Origin of the sequence: Pseudomonas sp. BNK-30, from assembly GCF_047456185.1 — a bacterium.
In the GTDB taxonomy this organism is placed as follows: domain Bacteria; phylum Pseudomonadota; class Gammaproteobacteria; order Pseudomonadales; family Pseudomonadaceae; genus Aquipseudomonas; species Aquipseudomonas putida_E.
Genome location: NZ_CP179904.1, coordinates 4,168,923 through 4,184,316 on the forward strand (window position 1 = coordinate 4,168,923; position 15,394 = coordinate 4,184,316).

General features: G+C 62.6%; 17 protein-coding genes. 5 read left to right on the forward strand and 12 right to left on the reverse strand.

The features are described 5' to 3' along the window. Positions 1–71: 71 nt before the first annotated feature. Genes ACMGGN_RS19325 through ACMGGN_RS19360 form a run of 8 tightly spaced genes read right to left on the reverse strand, consistent with a single transcriptional unit; the run spans position 72 to position 8,023 of the window. Positions 72–1,070 carry a septal ring lytic transglycosylase RlpA family protein gene (locus ACMGGN_RS19325; RefSeq protein WP_237859206.1) on the reverse strand — a complete coding sequence of 333 codons (999 nt, stop codon included), beginning with the start codon at positions 1,068–1,070 and terminating at the stop codon, positions 72–74. Beyond that, positions 1,070–2,080, reverse strand: a complete 1,011-nt coding sequence (gene mltB / locus ACMGGN_RS19330) for a lytic murein transglycosylase B (RefSeq protein WP_161871564.1) — start codon at positions 2,078–2,080, stop codon at positions 1,070–1,072. Before mltB ends, ACMGGN_RS19325 begins: the two co-directional genes overlap by 1 nt. A 17-nt stretch (positions 2,081–2,097) precedes the next feature. After that, entirely contained in the window at positions 2,098–3,201 is a 1,104-nt protein-coding gene (gene rodA, locus ACMGGN_RS19335; RefSeq protein ID WP_042111868.1) for a rod shape-determining protein RodA, read from the reverse strand. A 38-nt stretch (positions 3,202–3,239) separates the two neighbouring features. Continuing rightward, a complete protein-coding gene (gene mrdA, locus ACMGGN_RS19340) occupies positions 3,240–5,129 on the reverse strand; it encodes a penicillin-binding protein 2 (protein ID WP_125923511.1) in 1,890 nt (629 codons plus the stop codon). A 16-nt stretch (positions 5,130–5,145) separates the two neighbouring features. After that, positions 5,146–5,613, reverse strand: a complete 468-nt coding sequence (gene rlmH, locus ACMGGN_RS19345) for a 23S rRNA (pseudouridine(1915)-N(3))-methyltransferase RlmH (RefSeq protein ID WP_008090421.1) — start codon at positions 5,611–5,613, stop codon at positions 5,146–5,148. A gap of 9 nt (positions 5,614–5,622) precedes the next feature. After that, positions 5,623–6,045 (reverse strand): ribosome silencing factor, encoded by a 423-nt coding sequence (rsfS, locus tag ACMGGN_RS19350; RefSeq protein ID WP_012312550.1) that lies wholly within the window; start codon positions 6,043–6,045, stop codon positions 5,623–5,625. 45 nt (positions 6,046–6,090) lie between these two features. Then, a complete protein-coding gene (gene nadD, locus ACMGGN_RS19355) occupies positions 6,091–6,783 on the reverse strand; it encodes a nicotinate-nucleotide adenylyltransferase (protein ID WP_046785129.1) in 693 nt (230 codons plus the stop codon). Then, positions 6,752–8,023 (reverse strand): glutamate-5-semialdehyde dehydrogenase, encoded by a 1,272-nt coding sequence (locus ACMGGN_RS19360; RefSeq protein ID WP_046785128.1) that lies wholly within the window; start codon positions 8,021–8,023, stop codon positions 6,752–6,754. Before ACMGGN_RS19360 ends, nadD begins: the two co-directional genes overlap by 32 nt. 203 nt (positions 8,024–8,226) lie before the next feature. Here ACMGGN_RS19360 and ACMGGN_RS19365 point away from each other — a divergent pair, with 203 nt between their 5' ends. Next, positions 8,227–8,919: a DNA-3-methyladenine glycosylase gene (locus ACMGGN_RS19365; protein WP_046785127.1), complete on the forward strand. Its 693-nt coding sequence runs from the start codon at positions 8,227–8,229 to the stop codon at positions 8,917–8,919. A 3-nt stretch (positions 8,920–8,922) separates the two neighbouring features. Continuing rightward, on the forward strand, positions 8,923–10,239 hold the full coding sequence (locus ACMGGN_RS19370; protein ID WP_115273491.1) for a bifunctional DedA family/phosphatase PAP2 family protein: 1,317 nt from the start codon (positions 8,923–8,925) through the stop codon (positions 10,237–10,239). Positions 10,240–10,303: 64 nt separating this feature from the next. On the opposite strand, the gene ACMGGN_RS19375 is transcribed toward ACMGGN_RS19370, so the two are convergent. Genes ACMGGN_RS19375 through ACMGGN_RS19385 form a run of 3 tightly spaced genes read right to left on the reverse strand, consistent with a single transcriptional unit; the run spans position 10,304 to position 11,979 of the window. Beyond that, entirely contained in the window at positions 10,304–10,894 is a 591-nt protein-coding gene (locus ACMGGN_RS19375) for an LON peptidase substrate-binding domain-containing protein (protein ID WP_115273490.1), read from the reverse strand. Between the two features lie 9 nt (positions 10,895–10,903). Continuing rightward, a complete protein-coding gene (locus ACMGGN_RS19380; RefSeq protein WP_046785124.1) occupies positions 10,904–11,620 on the reverse strand; it encodes an LrgB family protein in 717 nt (238 codons plus the stop codon). Further along, positions 11,617–11,979, reverse strand: coding sequence for a CidA/LrgA family protein (locus ACMGGN_RS19385; protein WP_046785123.1), 363 nt, complete (start codon positions 11,977–11,979; stop codon positions 11,617–11,619). The genes ACMGGN_RS19380 and ACMGGN_RS19385 overlap by 4 nt, the downstream gene beginning before the upstream one ends. A gap of 145 nt (positions 11,980–12,124) precedes the next feature. On the opposite strand from ACMGGN_RS19385, the gene ACMGGN_RS19390 reads away from it, so the two are divergent. The 3 genes from ACMGGN_RS19390 to ACMGGN_RS19400 all read left to right on the forward strand — a co-directional run bounded on the left by ACMGGN_RS19390 (position 12,125) and on the right by ACMGGN_RS19400 (position 15,081). Continuing rightward, positions 12,125–12,580, forward strand: a complete 456-nt coding sequence (locus ACMGGN_RS19390) for a MaoC family dehydratase (RefSeq protein ID WP_046785122.1) — start codon at positions 12,125–12,127, stop codon at positions 12,578–12,580. Positions 12,581–12,675: 95 nt separating this feature from the next. After that, the gene (locus tag ACMGGN_RS19395) at positions 12,676–14,409 is read left to right on the forward strand and encodes a C13 family peptidase (RefSeq protein WP_115273489.1); all 1,734 of its coding nucleotides are present in this window, start codon (positions 12,676–12,678) and stop codon (positions 14,407–14,409) included. A 27-nt stretch (positions 14,410–14,436) separates the two neighbouring features. After that, entirely contained in the window at positions 14,437–15,081 is a 645-nt protein-coding gene (locus tag ACMGGN_RS19400) for an oxidoreductase (protein WP_012312540.1), read from the forward strand. Between the two features lie 46 nt (positions 15,082–15,127). Here the strand turns inward: ACMGGN_RS19400 and ACMGGN_RS19405 are convergent, their stop codons facing one another. Beyond that, positions 15,128–15,394: a YceK/YidQ family lipoprotein gene (locus ACMGGN_RS19405; RefSeq protein ID WP_012312539.1), complete on the reverse strand. Its 267-nt coding sequence runs from the start codon at positions 15,392–15,394 to the stop codon at positions 15,128–15,130.

Below are 15,394 nucleotides of genomic sequence, written 5' to 3' on the forward strand. Positions count from 1 at the left end.
AAGCCTCAAGCTGCAAGACAAGGCGACGCGCACCTTGGCTTCTTCTTGAAGCTTGCCGCTTGCCGCTGCCGTCAGTCTGTGACCAGCTTGGCCTGGCCAAGGTTCGCCAGGCGAATGCTGTCCTGCGCCTGCTGGATTTCGCCCTGGCTGCTGATCGGCCCCAGGCGCACGCGGTGCAGGGTCTGCTGGTTACGCACGATGGAGCTGATAAACACCGGTGCGCTGACCATGGTGCTCAGCTTCGAACGCAACAGCTCGGCGGCGTCGGGGTTGGCAAACGCGCCCACCTGCAGGAAGCTGCCACCGTTGCCTGCCGGCACATTGTTGCCACCCACTTGCACTGGCACTACGGGCGCTGCGTGTTGCTGCGCCGGCGGCGACCATTGCTCGACACGCCCGGTGCTGGCCGCAATCGCCTGAGGCTGGGTGGCCTTAGGCTCCTTGAGCATCAACGGCGGCTGCTGGCCACGCTGAGCCCACCATTGCTGGGGATCGATACCTTCGACCCGCACGTGCGCGGTGCCGCTCTCGGCATAGCCGAGCTTCTTGGCTGCGGCATAGGACAGGTCGATGATGCGGTCGGAGTAGAACGGGCCACGGTCATTGACCCGCAGGATCACACTGCGCCCGTTGGCGAGGTTGGTCACCCGCACGTAGGCCGGCAGCGGCAGGGTCTTGTGCGCTGCGCTCATGCCATACAGGTCGTACAGCTCACCGTTGGCGGTGTTCTGCCCGTGGAACTTGGTGCCGTACCAGGAGGCGGTGCCTTCGGCACGGTAGTTGCGCGAGTCCTGTATGGGGTAGTAGGTCTTGCCCAGCACCGTGTAAGGGTTGGCCTTGTAGTTGCCAGTGTGCACGGTCGGCGTCGCGTCCGGGATCTTGTTCACATCCACGTCCCACCACGGCGCACCGTCCTTGTGGGCACGGTTGATATCCAGGCCAGGCTGCGCACGAACGGTATTGCCGCTTTTCTGGGGGGCCGGCCGGCTGGAGGAGCAACTGACCAGCAGCATGCCGACGGCCATGCAGGCCAGCAACTTGAAGGTATTGGCAGAAATCATTGCGCGCATTACTTGACGCCCCGTGCTTGGACCAGCTGTTCCGAAAGCTGATGCACCGCCATGGCATACATCACGCTGCGGTTGTAGCGAGTGATCGCGTAGAAATTCTTCAGGCCCAACCAGTATTCAGGCCCGTTTGCGCCTTCCAGACGGAAGGCGGTGACTGGCAGATCACCGCGCAACGCATCATGACTCGACCAGCCAAGCGCCTGCAACTCTGCGACCGTTTTCACCGGCTCGATGCCCGTGGTCAGGCCGTCGTCTGCCCGCGCACCACTGACCTGGGCACGACTGACCACGCCCTGCCCAGCCACCCAGCCGTGCTCTTTGAAGTAGCTGGCGACACTGCCGATGGCATCGTCAGGGTTGTTCCAGATATTGATGTGGCCATCGCCATCGAAGTCCACCGCGTAGTTGCGAAAGCTGCTCGGCATGAACTGCGGCAGGCCCATGGCACCGGCGTATGAACCTTTGAGGGTCAGCGGGTCGAGCTGTTCTTCGCGCGACAGCAGCAGGTATTCACGCAGCTCCTTGCGGAAGAACTCGGCGCGCGGCGGGTAATCGAAGCCCAGGGTCGACAAGGCATCGATCACACGGTAGTTGCCAGTGTTGCGGCCAAAAAAGGTTTCCACGCCGATGATCGCGACGATGTACTGCGCCGGTACGCCGTACTCCTGCTCCGCCCGGGCCAGCACCGCTTCATGCTGGCGCCAGAAGTCCACACCGCGGGCGATGCGCGCGTCGGTGATGAACATCGGTCGGTAATCCTTCCACGGTTTTACCCGCTCGGCCGGCCGCGATATGGCGTCCAGGATCGATTGCTTGCGCTGAACCTCGCGGAACACGCCCATCAACTGCTCGCTGGCAAAGCCATAGTCGCGGCTCATCTCACCGACGAATTCGGCCACCTGAGGCGAGCCGTCATAATCGCCGGCATGCGCCTGCTGGACAGCGGCGAACAGGCCCACCGCGCCGAACCACGGCGCAAAACGGGCAGCCCAGTTACGCACTGCTTGCATGAAATTCTTCACCTTTTTCAAACCTGTGCGATCCATTTACGGTGCGTATGGATCGACATGAGAACGCCAAACGCTGACAGCAGCGTCACCAACGAAGTTCCGCCATAACTAATGAAGGGCAGCGGCACGCCCACCACGGGCAATAGGCCGCTGACCATACCGATATTGACGAATACATATACAAAGAAGGTCATGGTCAGGCTGCCCGCAAGCAGCTTGCCGAACAAGGTCTGCGCCTGAGCCGTGATCATCAGCCCACGACCGATCAGCAAGAGGTAGACGATCAGCAGCAGGCAGATGCCGACCAGGCCGAATTCCTCGCCGAGCACTGCGATGATGAAGTCGGTGTGGCTCTCGGGAAGGAAGTCCAGGTGCGACTGGGTGCCCAGCAGCCAGCCCTTGCCGAACACGCCACCCGAGCCAATGGCCGCTTTGGACTGGATGATGTTCCAGCCGGTGCCCAGCGGGTCGCTTTCAGGGTCGAGGAACGTCAGCACACGCTGTTTCTGGTAGTCGTGCATGACGAAGAACCACATGGCCACCGCCACAGGCACGGCCGCCGTCAGCACGCTGAGGATCCAGCGCCAGCGCAGGCCGCCCATGAACAGCACGAAGGCGCCGGAGGCAAGGATCAGCAACGCCGTACCCAGGTCCGGCTGGCGGACGATGAGGATGAACGGCACGCCAATCAGCACCAGGCTGATGGCCACGTGTTTCAAATGAGGCGGCAAGGTGCGTTTGGACAGGTACCAGGCGATGGTCGCCGGCATGATGATCTTCATGAACTCCGAGGGCTGGAAGCGTATTACCCCGGGTATGTTGATCCAGCGCGTGGCACCCATGGCGTTATGGCCCATGACGTCCACCACGACCAGCAGCAGCACCCCAGTGAGATAGGCAAGAGGCACCCAGCGCGCCATGAAGCGGGGTTCAAGCTGAGCGATGACGAACATCGACACCAGCCCGATACCGAATGAAGTGGCCTGCTTAAGTAGCAAATCCCAGTTCTTGCCGCTGGCAGAATAGAGCACGAACAGACTGCCGGCGGCGAGGGTCAGCAGGATGACCAGCAAGGGGCCGTCGATGTGGATGCGCTGCAGGAAGCTGGCGCGTCGACGCATCACGTCCTCGCTGGAGAGCATGCGATCGAAATTGTTCTTCACGGGGCCGTTTCCTGGGCGACAGTGGCAGGAGCGAACTCGGGCTTGAGCCGACCGTTCTCGTCGAGCAGCCAGGCGTCCATGATCTGCCGCACCACGGGTGCGGCTACACCGGAGCCGGACTCGCCGTTCTCGACCATCACCGAAACCACGATCTTCGGATCGTCGGCCGGGGCGAAGGCGACGAACAACGCATGGTCGCGGTGGCGCTCCTGAATTTTGTTGCGGTCGTATTTCTCGCCCTGCTTGATCGCTACCACCTGCGCGGTACCGCTCTTGCCGGCAATGCGGTACTGGGCACCGGCCGCAGCCTTGCGTGCAGTACCACGGGCGTTGTGCATCACCTGCTCCATGCCGTGGGTGACCTTGGCCCAGTCGGACTTGTCACGCAGGATGATGTTTTCCATCGGGTTCGGGTCCACGGGCGGCTGGCCTTCGATGGTCTTGGCCAGGTGCGGACGGTTCCAAACGCCTTTGTTGGCGATCAGCGCTGTGGCCTGGGCCAGTTGCAGCGGTGTTGCCTGCATGTAGCCCTGGCCGATGCCCAGAATCAGGGTTTCACCGGGGAACCAGGCTTGGCGGCGGGTGGCGCGCTTCCATTCACGCGACGGCATCAGCCCGGCCGACTCCTCGAACATGTCCAGGGCAACTTTCTGGCCGATGCCGAACTTGTTCATGTAGGTGGACAGCCGATCGATACCCATCTTGTGGGCAAGATCGTAGAAATAGGTGTCATTGGAACGCATGATTGCGGTATCCAGGTCGACCCAGCCATCACCACTGCGGTTCCAGTTACGGTATTTGTGATCGTAGTTGGGCAGTTGGTAATACCCCGGGTCGAACACGCGACTGCCGGCGTTGACCACACCACTGTCGAGGCCGGCGATGGCAACCGCCGGCTTGATGGTCGAACCCGGCGGGTACAAGCCGCGCAGCACGCGGTTGAACAGCGGCCGGTCGATCGAGTCGCGCAACTCGGCGTAGGCCTTGAAACTGATGCCGGTGACGAACAGGTTGGGGTCGAAACTCGGCTGGCTGACCATCGCCAGCACTTCGCCGTTGCGCGGGTCGAGCGCTACCACCGCACCGCGGCGCCCACCCAGGGCCGCTTCGGCAGCTTCCTGCAACTTGATGTCCAGGCTCAGCACGATGTCCTTGCCAGGTTTCGGGTCGGTACGCTTGAGGACCCGCAGCACGCGCCCGCGAGCGTTGGTCTCGACTTCCTCGTAACCGACCTGGCCATGCAGGTCGGCTTCGTAGAAGCGCTCGATGCCGGTCTTGCCGATATGGTGGGTGCCGCTGTAGTTCACAGGATCTAGGCTTTTGAGCTCTTTCTCGTTGATCCGCCCGACATACCCTACCGAATGGGCGAAATGCGCACCTTGCGGGTAATGCCGCACCAACTGGGCGACCACTTCGACGCCAGGCAAACGGAACTGGTTGACCGCCACGCGGGCGATCTGCTCTTCGTTCAGCTCGAACAGGATCGGCACTGGCTCGAACGGCCTTCGCCCCTGCCTCATGCGTTTTTCGAAAAGTGCACGATCGTCCGGCGTCAGCTCCAGCACTTCCACGATATTGTCCAGCACTTCCTGCCAGTTACCCGCACGTTCACGGGTCATGGACAGGCTGAAGCTCGGCCGGTTATCGGCGATGATCACCCCATTGCGGTCGAAGATCAGCCCGCGCGTCGGCGGGATCGGCTGCACGTGCACCCGATTGTTCTCTGACAACGTGGAGTGGTAGTCGTACTGGATGATCTGCAGGTAGTACAGGCGTGCGATCAACACGCAGACAAGCAGCATGATCGCGACGGCGCCGACCACGACGCGGTTACGCACCAGGCGGGCGTCTTTCTCGTGGTCCTTGAGGCGGATCGGCTGCGACATCGGACTGCTTACAGGCTCATTTGTGGTAAGGGTGCCCGGACAACACGGTCCAGGCGCGGTAGATCTGCTCGCCGATGAGTATCCTTACCAACGGGTGCGGCAGGGTCAGCGGCGACAGCGACCAGCGTTGCTCGGCGCGCGCACAAACCTCAGGCGCCAGCCCTTCCGGGCCGCCCACCATCAAATTCACCGTGCGCGAATCCAGCCGCCAGCGGTCCAGCTCGGTCGCCAATTGCTCGGTACTCCAGGGCTTGCCATGGACCTCGAGGGTGACGATGCGTTCCCCGGGCTGAACCTTGCTCAGCATGGCCTCACCCTCCTGACGAATCAGGCGGGCGACGTCGGCATTCTTGCCACGGGTGTTCAGCGGAATTTCCACCAGCTCCAGCGACAGCTCCTGGGGCAGGCGCTTGGCATATTCATGCCAGCCTTCCTCGACCCACTTGGGCATGCGCGAGCCGACCGCGATCAGGCGCAGACGCACGACGCTTCCTTATTCCCGGTCTTTGAGCTTGTCGGTGAAGTAGTCGCTGGCGTTTTCCGGGCTGTGGTGCTTGGCATCGGCGGCGCGGCTCTGCTCGGCACCCAGCCACAGGCGTTCCAGGTCGTAGAACTGGCGGGCAGCGGCGGTCATCATGTGCACGATGACGTCGTTCAGGTCCAGCAGTACCCAGTCGCTGTCGCCCTTGCCTTCTTCGCCCAGCGGCTGCGCACCCTCTTTCTTGACCGCTTCACGGACCTTTTCCAGCATCGCGTTGATCTGGCGATTGGAGGTACCGGTGGCAATGATCATGTAGTCGGTCAGGCTGTGCTTCTCGCGAACGTCGATGACCTGGATATCCTGGGCCTTGACGTCTTCCAGCGCGCTGATGGTCAGCTTGACCAGTTCTTCGCCATTGATTTTCTGCTTGCTCATATAAAACTCGTTCAACTCGTTGGATGAGGCGCCCACAGGGCACCGTCAGTTAGGCGCACGATACAGTTCATGCGCCTCGATGTAGGCCAGTACGGCGTCCGGCACCAGGAACCTCACCGACCTGCCGCTGGCCAGCAGCTGTCGGATCTGTGTAGCCGACACCGCAAGCGGTGTCTGCCAGACGAACGAAATACTACCCGCCGGGCCGGACATGGCGGTGGGATCGCTCTCGGAGCGCGCGGCCAACAGGTTGCGCAGCTCGTCAGGGGGTTCAACGTCGGCATCCGGGCGTTGCAGCACCAGGATGTGACAGTGTTGCAGCAGTTCTTCCCAGCGGTGCCAGCCAGGCAAGCCGCAGAAGGCATCCCAGCCCAACACCAGAAACAGCTGGTCAGCAGCGCCCAGTTCGGCGCGGACCGACTCCAGCGTATCGATGGTGTAGGACGGTTTGTCGCGCTCAAGCTCGCGGGCATCCACACTCAGGCGTTCGACGCCTTGCACGGCCCCACGCACCATCGCCAGGCGATCTTCGGCCGCCACCTGCGGGGTGTCGCGGTGTGGCGGCCGGGCATTGGGCAACAGGCGCATCTCTTCCAGCCCCATGAACTCGGCGACCTCAAGCGCGCTGCGCAGGTGGCCGATGTGCACGGGGTCGAAAGTACCGCCAAGAATGCCGATGCGCCGGACTGCCTGGGCCTTGCTCAACTCAGCAGGACTCCTGGCCGCGCAGTTGGCCATCGCCGATCACTACGTACTTCTCGCAGGTCAGGCCTTCCAGGCCGACCGGGCCGCGGGCGTGCAGCTTGTCGGTGGAAATACCGATTTCCGCGCCCAGGCCATACTCGAAGCCGTCGGCGAAGCAGGTCGGGGTGTTGAGCATCACCGATGCCGAGTCCACCTCGGCCATGAACTGACGGGCCTGGCCCTGGTGTTCGGTAATGATCGAATCGGTGTGATGCGAGCCATAGTGGTTGATGTGCTCGATGGCCTGGTCCAGGCCATCGACCACACGAATCGACAGGATGGCGTCGAGGTACTCGGTGTGCCAATCGTCTTCGCTGGCCGGCTTGGCCTCGATCAGCGCACGGGTACGCTCGCACCCGCGCAGTTCGACGCCCTTTTCCTGGAAACGGCGGGCCATTTCCGGCAGGAAACCTTCAGCCACACGTTGGTCGACCAGCAGGGTTTCCATCGCACCGCAAATACCGTAACGGTAAGTCTTGGCGTTGAAAGCAACGCGCCAGGCCTTGTCCAGGTCCGCGTGCTCGGCAACATAGACGTGACAGATGCCGTCCAGGTGCTTGATGACCGGCACACGGGCATCGCGGCTGATGCGTTCGATCAGGCCACGGCCGCCCCGCGGGACGATGACATCGACAAACTCAGGCATGCTGATCAGCGCGCCAACCGCCTCACGGTCGGTGGTCTCGACCACCTGAACCACGGCAGCCGGCAGGCCGGCCTCGGCAAGGCCACGCTGAATGCACGTGGCGATGGCGCGGTTGGAGTGAATGGCCTCGGAGCCGCCGCGCAGGATGGTGGCGTTGCCTGACTTCAGGCAAAGGCTGGCGGCATCGATGGTCACGTTCGGGCGCGATTCGTAGATGATCCCGATCACCCCCAGCGGCACGCGCATCTTGCCGACCTGAATACCCGACGGGCGATAGCTCATGTCGCGGATGGCGCCGACCGGGTCTGCCAGGCTGGCCACCTGGCGCAGGCCGGTGATCATGCCGTCGATACGCGCTGGGGTCAGGGCCAGGCGGTCGAGCAGGGCAGGCTCCAGACCGTTGGCACGGCCGGCGGCCAGGTCCTGTTCGTTGGCTGCGGTAAGCTCGGCACGCGCGGCGTCCAGTGCATCGGCAGCAGCCTGCAGGGCGCGGTTCTTCTGCGCAGTGCTGGCGCGGGCGATCACCCGGGAGGCCTGGCGAGCGGCGCGACCCAAACGGGTCATGTAGTCAAGAACGGACTCAGTCATGGGTTCGGTGTCTTGGCGAAGGGGAAATCGGCTGATTATAACTGCCGCGCAGGTATACGCCCAGCGGCGGGTGGCGGATGGTAGAAAATGGCAGACAAGAATCTGTAGGAAAGATGTAACCGGCCTTATCGAACTGTCTTGGTTCAGCCTCGATTAAGCCAATCGTTGCTATCATCCGCGCCTGACCACGACGAACCGCCAGCATGCCAGACACGACCCCCTGCCCTGCCCGCGCCTTGCCCGACAGCTTCTTCGACCGAGACGCCCAGACCCTGGCCAAAGCCCTGCTGGGCAAGGTCATCCGCCATCGGCATGGCGACCTGTGGCTGGCCGCACGGATCATCGAAACCGAGGCCTATTACCTGACTGACAAGGGCAGCCATGCCTCGCTTGGCTACACAGAAAAGCGCAGGGCGCTGTTTCTCGATGGCGGGCATATCTACATGTATTACGCCCGCGGAGGTGACTCGCTCAACTTCAGCGCACACGGCCCAGGCAATGCAGTGCTCATAAAGTCGGCCTACCCCTGGGTGGACGCCCTTTCCGGTGCCAACAGCCTGGCGCAAATGCAGTTGAACAACCCCGACGCCAGCGGCAAGCTGCGCCCAGCCGAACGCCTGTGCGCCGGCCAGACCCTGCTCTGCCGGGCCTTGGGCTTGAAGGTAGCGCAGTGGGATGGCCAGCGCTTCGACCCTGAACGCCTGTACGTCGAGGATTGTGCCATCACCGTGCCCAAAGTGGTCCAGGCCGCACGCCTGGGTATCCCCCATGGCCGCGATGAGCACCTGCCGTACCGTTTCATCGACGCCGAATACGCCCGCTTCTGCACCCGGAACCCGCTGCGCCGGGGGCAAGTCGAAGGGCAAGACTTTTTCATTCTCAAACAAGGAAGCTGAAACATGGGCCAATGGCTCGACAGCCTGACCGGCTGGCTCAGCGCCAACCCGCAGTGGCTTGGCGTGGCAATTTTTCTGGTGGCCTGCATCGAATGCCTGGCCATCGCCGGCATCATCGTACCTGGTACGGTACTGCTGTTTGCCGTCGCGGTATTGGCCGGCAGCGGCACCTTCAGCCTGGGCGAAACATTGCTGCTGGGGTTCCTCGGTGGCCTGCTCGGTGACGCCCTGTCTTACACGATAGGCAAGTACTTCCACCAGAACATCCGCCGCCTACCCCTGTTGCGCCACCATCCGGAATGGATCGGCAGCGCTGAAACCTACTTTCAGCGCTACGGCATCGCCAGCTTGCTGGTTGGCCGTTTCATCGGCCCGCTGCGGCCGATGCTGCCGATGGTCGCGGGCATGTTCGACATGCCGTTGCCGCGTTTCATTGCGGTCAGCGTGCTGGCCGGTGCCGGCTGGTCGGTCGCCTACCTGTTGCCGGGCTGGGCTACCGGGGCGGCCATGCGCCTGCCCTTGCCGGAAGGGTTCTGGCTGGATGCAGGCATCATCGCCGGCGCCCTGGCGGTGCTGATCGGGCTGAGCCTGAACAGCAGCGTACGCGACCAGCGCCACGGGACGCGGCTGATCGCTGGCTTGAGCTTTCTGGCATTGGCCGGGGTGTTTCTGGGATGGCCGTATTTTCACGAGTTCGACCAGGGCGTGATGACCCTGGTGCAGGAGCATCGCAGCCAAGCCTTGGACGGCACCATGGTACTGGTAACCCGCCTGGGCGATTTCCGCACCCAACTGTTCCTGGGCGGGCTGCTCACCGGCCTGCTGCTGCTCGCCCGACAATGGCGGCATGCACTGTTCGCCGGTGGCGCCTTGATGGGTACGGCAATTGCCAATGGCTCGCTGAAATGGCTGTTCGCCCGGGCGCGACCGGAGGTGCTGACCGACCCCTTGACCAGTTACAGCATGCCCAGCGGGCATAGCTCGGCCTCGTTTGCGTTCTTCCTGGTGATGGCGGTGCTGGCCGGGCGTGGCCAGCCGCCACGCATGCGCCTGACTTGGGTGATGCTGGGGTGCATTCCGGCGTTGGCGATTGCCCTGTCGCGCGTGTACCTGGGAGCGCATTGGCCGACCGACATCCTGGCCGGAGCCTTGCTGGCCTGCTGCGTCTGCGCGCTCAGCCTGACGCTGGTGCAATATCGCCAGCCGCTCAATGCATTGCCACAACGCGTATGGTGGCTGGTATTACCGGCGTGTATCGCGTTGCTGGCTTTCTTTGCCCTGTATGCCTTGCCGCTGGCCCTGGAGCGTTACCAATATTGACGCTGCCTGTACAGCCCTATCGCCGGCAAGCCGGCGATAGGGCCATAAAGGCAACCACCCTCTATCAGGCAAACAACTCGCCCTGAATCCGCTCCAGCAGCCTCTGGATTTCTGCCAGCCGCTGTGACGGCGAGTCGATCGCCAGCAAGTCCAGCTTGTCCTCTTCCATGAACGGCAGCAGATAAGCCAGCTGGTTGGCCAGTGCCTGGCGCCCCGCGACGTCACGGGGCATGTCCAGCGCCTCGACCATCGGGTGCTCACCCAACGCCACCAGCAGGGCCAGCAGGTCATCGTCCTGATCGGTCAGCGGGCTGTCCGCCTGCTCCGCCAGCCAATGCACATCGCCCAGCAGCAACTGGTCTTTCTGCACCTCGGTCTGACCCAGCTCGAAGCGCCGCACACCTTCCACACGGATACCCAGCAAGCCGTTGTCCTGCTGGACAAAATCACGGATCAGCGCCTCGCACCCGATCGATGCAACCACAGGCGGCGCCTTGCCGACCTGCTCGCCTTCGACGATGCACACCACACCAAAGCCTGTGCCCTGCTTCATGCAGCGGCCAATCATGTCCAGGTAGCGGGCTTCGAATATCTGCAAATCCAGCAGGCAACCGGGAAACAACACAGTATTGAGGGGAAACAGCGGTAGCGTCATCACAACTCCTCAAGCCACCAGGCTGACCGCCAACGGCAGGAACACCGCCGTGGCCACCCCCATCAGGCTCATTGCCAGTGCGGCAAACGCGCCGCACTCGTCACTTTCCTGCAAGGCCACCGAGGTACCCACGGCATGCGCGGTCACGCCCAGGGACATGCCGCGCGCCTCGGGGCTATGCACACCAAAACGGCTCAACAGCGCAGGGCCGAAAATGGCCCCGATCACCCCGGTGATCAACACGAAGACCGCCGCCAGGGCCGCCACACCACCAATTTGCTCGGCCACAAGCATGGCAATCGGTGAGGTCACCGACTTCGGCGCCATGGTCATCAGGATCATGTGTTCGGCGCCGAACCACCAGCCCAGCAACAGGCAGCAGAGCGTGGCGAACAGGCCTCCGATTACCAGCGTAGTAAATGTCGGCCAGAACAGCTGCCGGATACGCCGCAGGTTGAGGTAGAGCGGCACGGCCAAGGCCACCGTGGCCGGCCCCAGCAGGATGTTCATGATCTCGGTGCTCTTGCGGTACTCACGGTAGTCGATACCACAGACCAGCAACACACCGATCACCATGACCATCGACACCAGTACCGGCTGCAGGAAGATCCAGCGGGTTTTCTCGTAAGCTGCCAGCACCACCTGATAGGCACCCAGCGTAATACCAATGCCAAACAGCGGATGGTGGACAACCGCATCGAGCGCGCCCTGCCAATCGAGGATCATGGCTGCTCCCCGCGCTTGCCCTGGCGATGCATGAGTTTCTGCATCAATACACCGACAAAGACCAAGGTGGCCAGGCAGGAGATCAGAAGCGCGCCGGCGATGGCCCAAAAGTCTGCAGCGATATCCTTGGCATACACCATCACACCCACTGCTGGCGGCACCAACAGTAGCGGCAGGTAACGCAACAGACTGCTCGCCGCCTCGTTCAACGGCTTGCCGACCTCACCGCGGGCCATGAGGAACGACAACAAAAGCAAAAGGCCGATGATCGGCCCGGGCAGTATCGGCACCAACAGATGATTGAGCGCCGTACCCAGCAGCTGGAACAGCACCAGCCAGGTCAAACCACGCAACAGCATAAGGATCTCCTTTCGGCCATGCCGGCCATTATAAGCACGCGCAAGGCTATGGGCGGATATTCGCCCTGATGCTGGCAACTTGACTGTAATTGTTCGCCGTGCTGATCTTGCACACTCGTACCAAATGACAACCTGGAGAGTCGCGATGCCCTATGTACCGGTTACCGAGCTTTCGCAGTACGTTGGAAAGGAACTGGGACGTTCCGACTGGCTGAAGATCGACCAGCAACGCATCAACCTGTTCGCTGAGGCCACGGGCGATTTTCAATTCATCCATGTCGACCCTGACAAAGCGGCCAAGACACCCTTTGGCTGCACCATTGCCCATGGCTTCCTGACCTTGTCGCTGATTCCAAAGCTGATGGAAGACATACTGGTGCTGCCTGAAGGCCTGAAGATGGTGGTCAATTACGGGCTCGACAGTGTGCGTTTCATTCAGCCGGTGAAAGTCGGCAGCAAGGTGCGCCTGAAGGTGGATCTGGGTGAGGTGACCGAGAAGAAACCTGGGCAGTGGTTGCTCAAGGCTACCGCGACACTGGAGATCGAAGGCGAAGAGAAGCCGGCCTATATCGCCGAGCCGCTTTCGCTCTGCTTCGTCTGATCTTTTTTTGGGGGTCGCCACGCGGCCCCTGCCATGGCTGTCTCATCCGCCCCATTGTGCGGCATACTCGGCATAACTTTTGCCCGGATTCGGCCATGCGTGCTCTGTTGCCTCTCACCCTGACCCTGATGCTCGCTGCCTGTGGCGATGGCGAATCGCTGTTGCCACCGGATGCGCGCCTGCCCGACGGCGGTCGCTACAGGGGCCAGGTGGTTGACGGCTTGCTGCAAGGCGAAGGGCGCATCGACTATCCCAACGGCAGCTGGTACGCCGGCGGCTTCAAGGATGGCCAATGGCATGGCCAGGGCGAGTGGCATGGCAGCAATGGCGAGGTCTATCGCGGCCAGTTCGCCGCCGGCCTGTTTCAGGGCGTGGGCGACCTGACCACCCCCGGCAGCCACTATGCAGGCACCTTCAGCCACGGCCGTCGCGACGGCGAAGGTACGCTCAAGCAGGCGGACCAGACCTACCGCGGCCAGTTCAAGGACGATCAGTACCATGGCGCGGGTGAGCTCGAACTGGCGGACGGCAGCCGTTACCAGGGCTTGTTTGCCAGCGGCAAGCCCAATGGTGCCGGCGTACGCAGCGATGCCAGCGGCAATCAGTTCAGTGGCCGCTTCGTCGACGGTCTGTTGCAGGGCAGCGGCACCTACGACAGCGTCGATGGCGAGCAATATATCGGCGAGTTCAAGGACAACCGCCTGGAAGGTCGTGGCCGCTATGAAAACGCCGAAGGCGATGTCTGGATCGGCGAGTTCAAGGACGGCTCGCTGCTTGGCGAGGGGGAAATGCTGGGCAGCGATGGCAGCCACTACAAGGGCAGCTTCGTCGACTGGCGCCTGGCCGGCCAGGGCAGCCTGCAATTGCCCGATGGCAGCCGCTACGTCGGCGGCTTCGAAAACGACGCCTACCAGGGCCAGGGTAAACTGACCCTGGCCAGCGGCAAGGTGCAAAGCGGTTACTGGGTCAATGGTGTGCGCGTTCGCGACCACAACGGCAAACTGCTCCCCGACCCGCTGGAACTGGCCCTGCTCAATCAGGGCAAGCTACTGGATGAGGCGCTGGCGCGCGTACCGCGCTCCGCGCCGCCCATTGAGCTGTATAGCCTGGTGGTCGCCGGTGACGGCCAGCAGAGTGTATTTCTGCGCGAGGCCGACTACGTCAGCAATCTTTTGAAGGTGCGCTTCGGTGCCCACGGCCAGATCACGCTGGTCAACCACCGCGACCAGATGTCCACACGGCCCATGGCAACCCGCGAGAACCTTACCCGCGCCGCCCGCACACTGGCTGAGCGCACCGGCCCGCAGGACTTGGTGTTCATCTACCTGACCAGCCATGGCAGCCAGGACCACCAGTTGGTATTCGACCAACCACGCCTGCAGCTTGCCGACCTGTCCGCCGACGAACTGGCCAGCGCCTTGGCGCCGCTCAAAGAGCGCGACAAGGTGATCGTCATCTCCGCCTGCTATTCAGGGGGTTACATCGCCCCGCTCAAAGATGAGCGGACAATCATCATGACTGCCGCACGGGCGGACAGGGTGTCATTCGGCTGCTCGGAAGAGGCCGATTTCACCTATTTCGGCGAGGCTCTGTTTGCCCAAGCGCTGAACCAGACCGACGACCTCGAACAAGCGTTCGAACTGGCGCGCAGCAGTGTTGCCGAACGTGAGAAGAGGGAAGGTTTCGAAGCCTCCGAGCCACAGATCTGGGCACCATCAACCGTACTGGCACATTGGCAACGCTTGCGCCAGCAGCAAGCTGAAAAAGCCTTACGTAATGCCGCACAAGCGACTTCGCAGGGGCAGGAAAAAAGGCCAGCCCCGCACTAGACTTGTGTGTAACACAGGAGAGACATCATGTACTTGACGCCTCAGCATGTCCTGCTTGCCGGAGCCACGGGCCTGACGGGTGAACACCTGCTTGACCGCCTGCTCAACGAGCCCACCATCAGCCGCGTTCTGGCACCCACCCGCCGCCCCCTGGCCGAACACCCACACCTGGAAAACCCGGTCGGTGACCCTGCGGTGTTCCTACCGCAACTGGCCGGGCGCGTGGACATCGCTTACTGCTGCCTGGGCACTACCTTGAAGCAGGCCGGCTCCGAGCAGGCGTTCCGCGCCGTCGACCTGGACATGGTGGTGGCCTTCAGCAAGCGTGCACGGGAGATGGGTGCGCGCCACCTGCTGGTGGTCAGCGCCATCGGCGCCGATCCCAAGTCGTCGATCTTCTACAACCGGGTCAAGGGCGAAATGGAAGAGGCGCTCAAGGCGCAGGATTGGCCGCAACTGACGATTGTCAGGCCTTCGCTGCTGCTGGGTGAGCGCATTGCGCCGCGCTTGGGCGAACGGCTGGCTTCCCCGTTTGCGCGGTTGATGCCGGGCAAGTATCGGGGCATCGAAGCCTGCACATTGGCGCGGGCGCTATGGCGCCTGGCGCTGGAGGAAGAGGACGGGATTAGGGTTGTCGAGTCGGATGAGCTGCGTAGATTAGGCAAGAAATAGCGCCCGCCTGAACGGCCCTGTCGCCGGCGAGCCGGCGGTGAGGCCGTTACAGACCGCCAGTGGCCTGGAAGCCGATCCCGGCAGCCGTCAGCAACGATAATGGCAACAGCAGGGTGTCGAGCAGCATGCTCCCAGGCAGGTCCAGCCGTGGATATGTAGGCGCCTGAGCCCCGAAATGGTCCTTGGGGCAGCACCCGCCATTGATCACGTACAAGTCCAGCCGGGTGCCGGCATACACCACCGGCGCGCCCGGTTTGTTGGCATCAAGCGTGCGCACCGTGGCACAGCCGTCAAGCAGCAGGACGGCCAGCAT

Excerpts from the sequence above, each read along its gene's own strand:
- mrdA (WP_125923511.1), bottom strand. The coding sequence starts at position 5,129 with ATGTCGCAGCCGATCCGCCTCAAGGACCACGAGAAAGACGCCCGCCTG.
- ACMGGN_RS19400 (WP_012312540.1), top strand. The coding sequence starts at position 14,437 with ATGTACTTGACGCCTCAGCATGTCCTGCTTGCCGGAGCCACGGGCCTG.
- ACMGGN_RS19360 (WP_046785128.1), bottom strand. The coding sequence starts at position 8,023 with ATGACTGAGTCCGTTCTTGACTACATGACCCGTTTGGGTCGCGCCGCT.
- mltB (WP_161871564.1), bottom strand. The coding sequence starts at position 2,080 with ATGCAAGCAGTGCGTAACTGGGCTGCCCGTTTTGCGCCGTGGTTCGGC.
- ACMGGN_RS19365 (WP_046785127.1), top strand. The coding sequence starts at position 8,227 with ATGCCAGACACGACCCCCTGCCCTGCCCGCGCCTTGCCCGACAGCTTC.
- ACMGGN_RS19405 (WP_012312539.1), bottom strand. The coding sequence starts at position 15,394 with ATGCTGGCCGTCCTGCTGCTTGACGGCTGTGCCACGGTGCGCACGCTT.
- ACMGGN_RS19390 (WP_046785122.1), top strand. The coding sequence starts at position 12,125 with ATGCCCTATGTACCGGTTACCGAGCTTTCGCAGTACGTTGGAAAGGAA.
- ACMGGN_RS19325 (WP_237859206.1), bottom strand. The coding sequence starts at position 1,070 with ATGCGCGCAATGATTTCTGCCAATACCTTCAAGTTGCTGGCCTGCATG.
- nadD (WP_046785129.1), bottom strand. The coding sequence starts at position 6,783 with ATGGCCAACTGCGCGGCCAGGAGTCCTGCTGAGTTGAGCAAGGCCCAG.
- ACMGGN_RS19395 (WP_115273489.1), top strand. The coding sequence starts at position 12,676 with ATGCGTGCTCTGTTGCCTCTCACCCTGACCCTGATGCTCGCTGCCTGT.
- ACMGGN_RS19380 (WP_046785124.1), bottom strand. The coding sequence starts at position 11,620 with ATGATCCTCGATTGGCAGGGCGCGCTCGATGCGGTTGTCCACCATCCG.
- rodA (WP_042111868.1), bottom strand. The coding sequence starts at position 3,201 with ATGCGTCGACGCGCCAGCTTCCTGCAGCGCATCCACATCGACGGCCCC.
- rsfS (WP_012312550.1), bottom strand. The coding sequence starts at position 6,045 with ATGAGCAAGCAGAAAATCAATGGCGAAGAACTGGTCAAGCTGACCATC.
- ACMGGN_RS19375 (WP_115273490.1), bottom strand. The coding sequence starts at position 10,894 with ATGACGCTACCGCTGTTTCCCCTCAATACTGTGTTGTTTCCCGGTTGC.
- ACMGGN_RS19385 (WP_046785123.1), bottom strand. The coding sequence starts at position 11,979 with ATGCTGTTGCGTGGTTTGACCTGGCTGGTGCTGTTCCAGCTGCTGGGT.
- ACMGGN_RS19370 (WP_115273491.1), top strand. The coding sequence starts at position 8,923 with ATGGGCCAATGGCTCGACAGCCTGACCGGCTGGCTCAGCGCCAACCCG.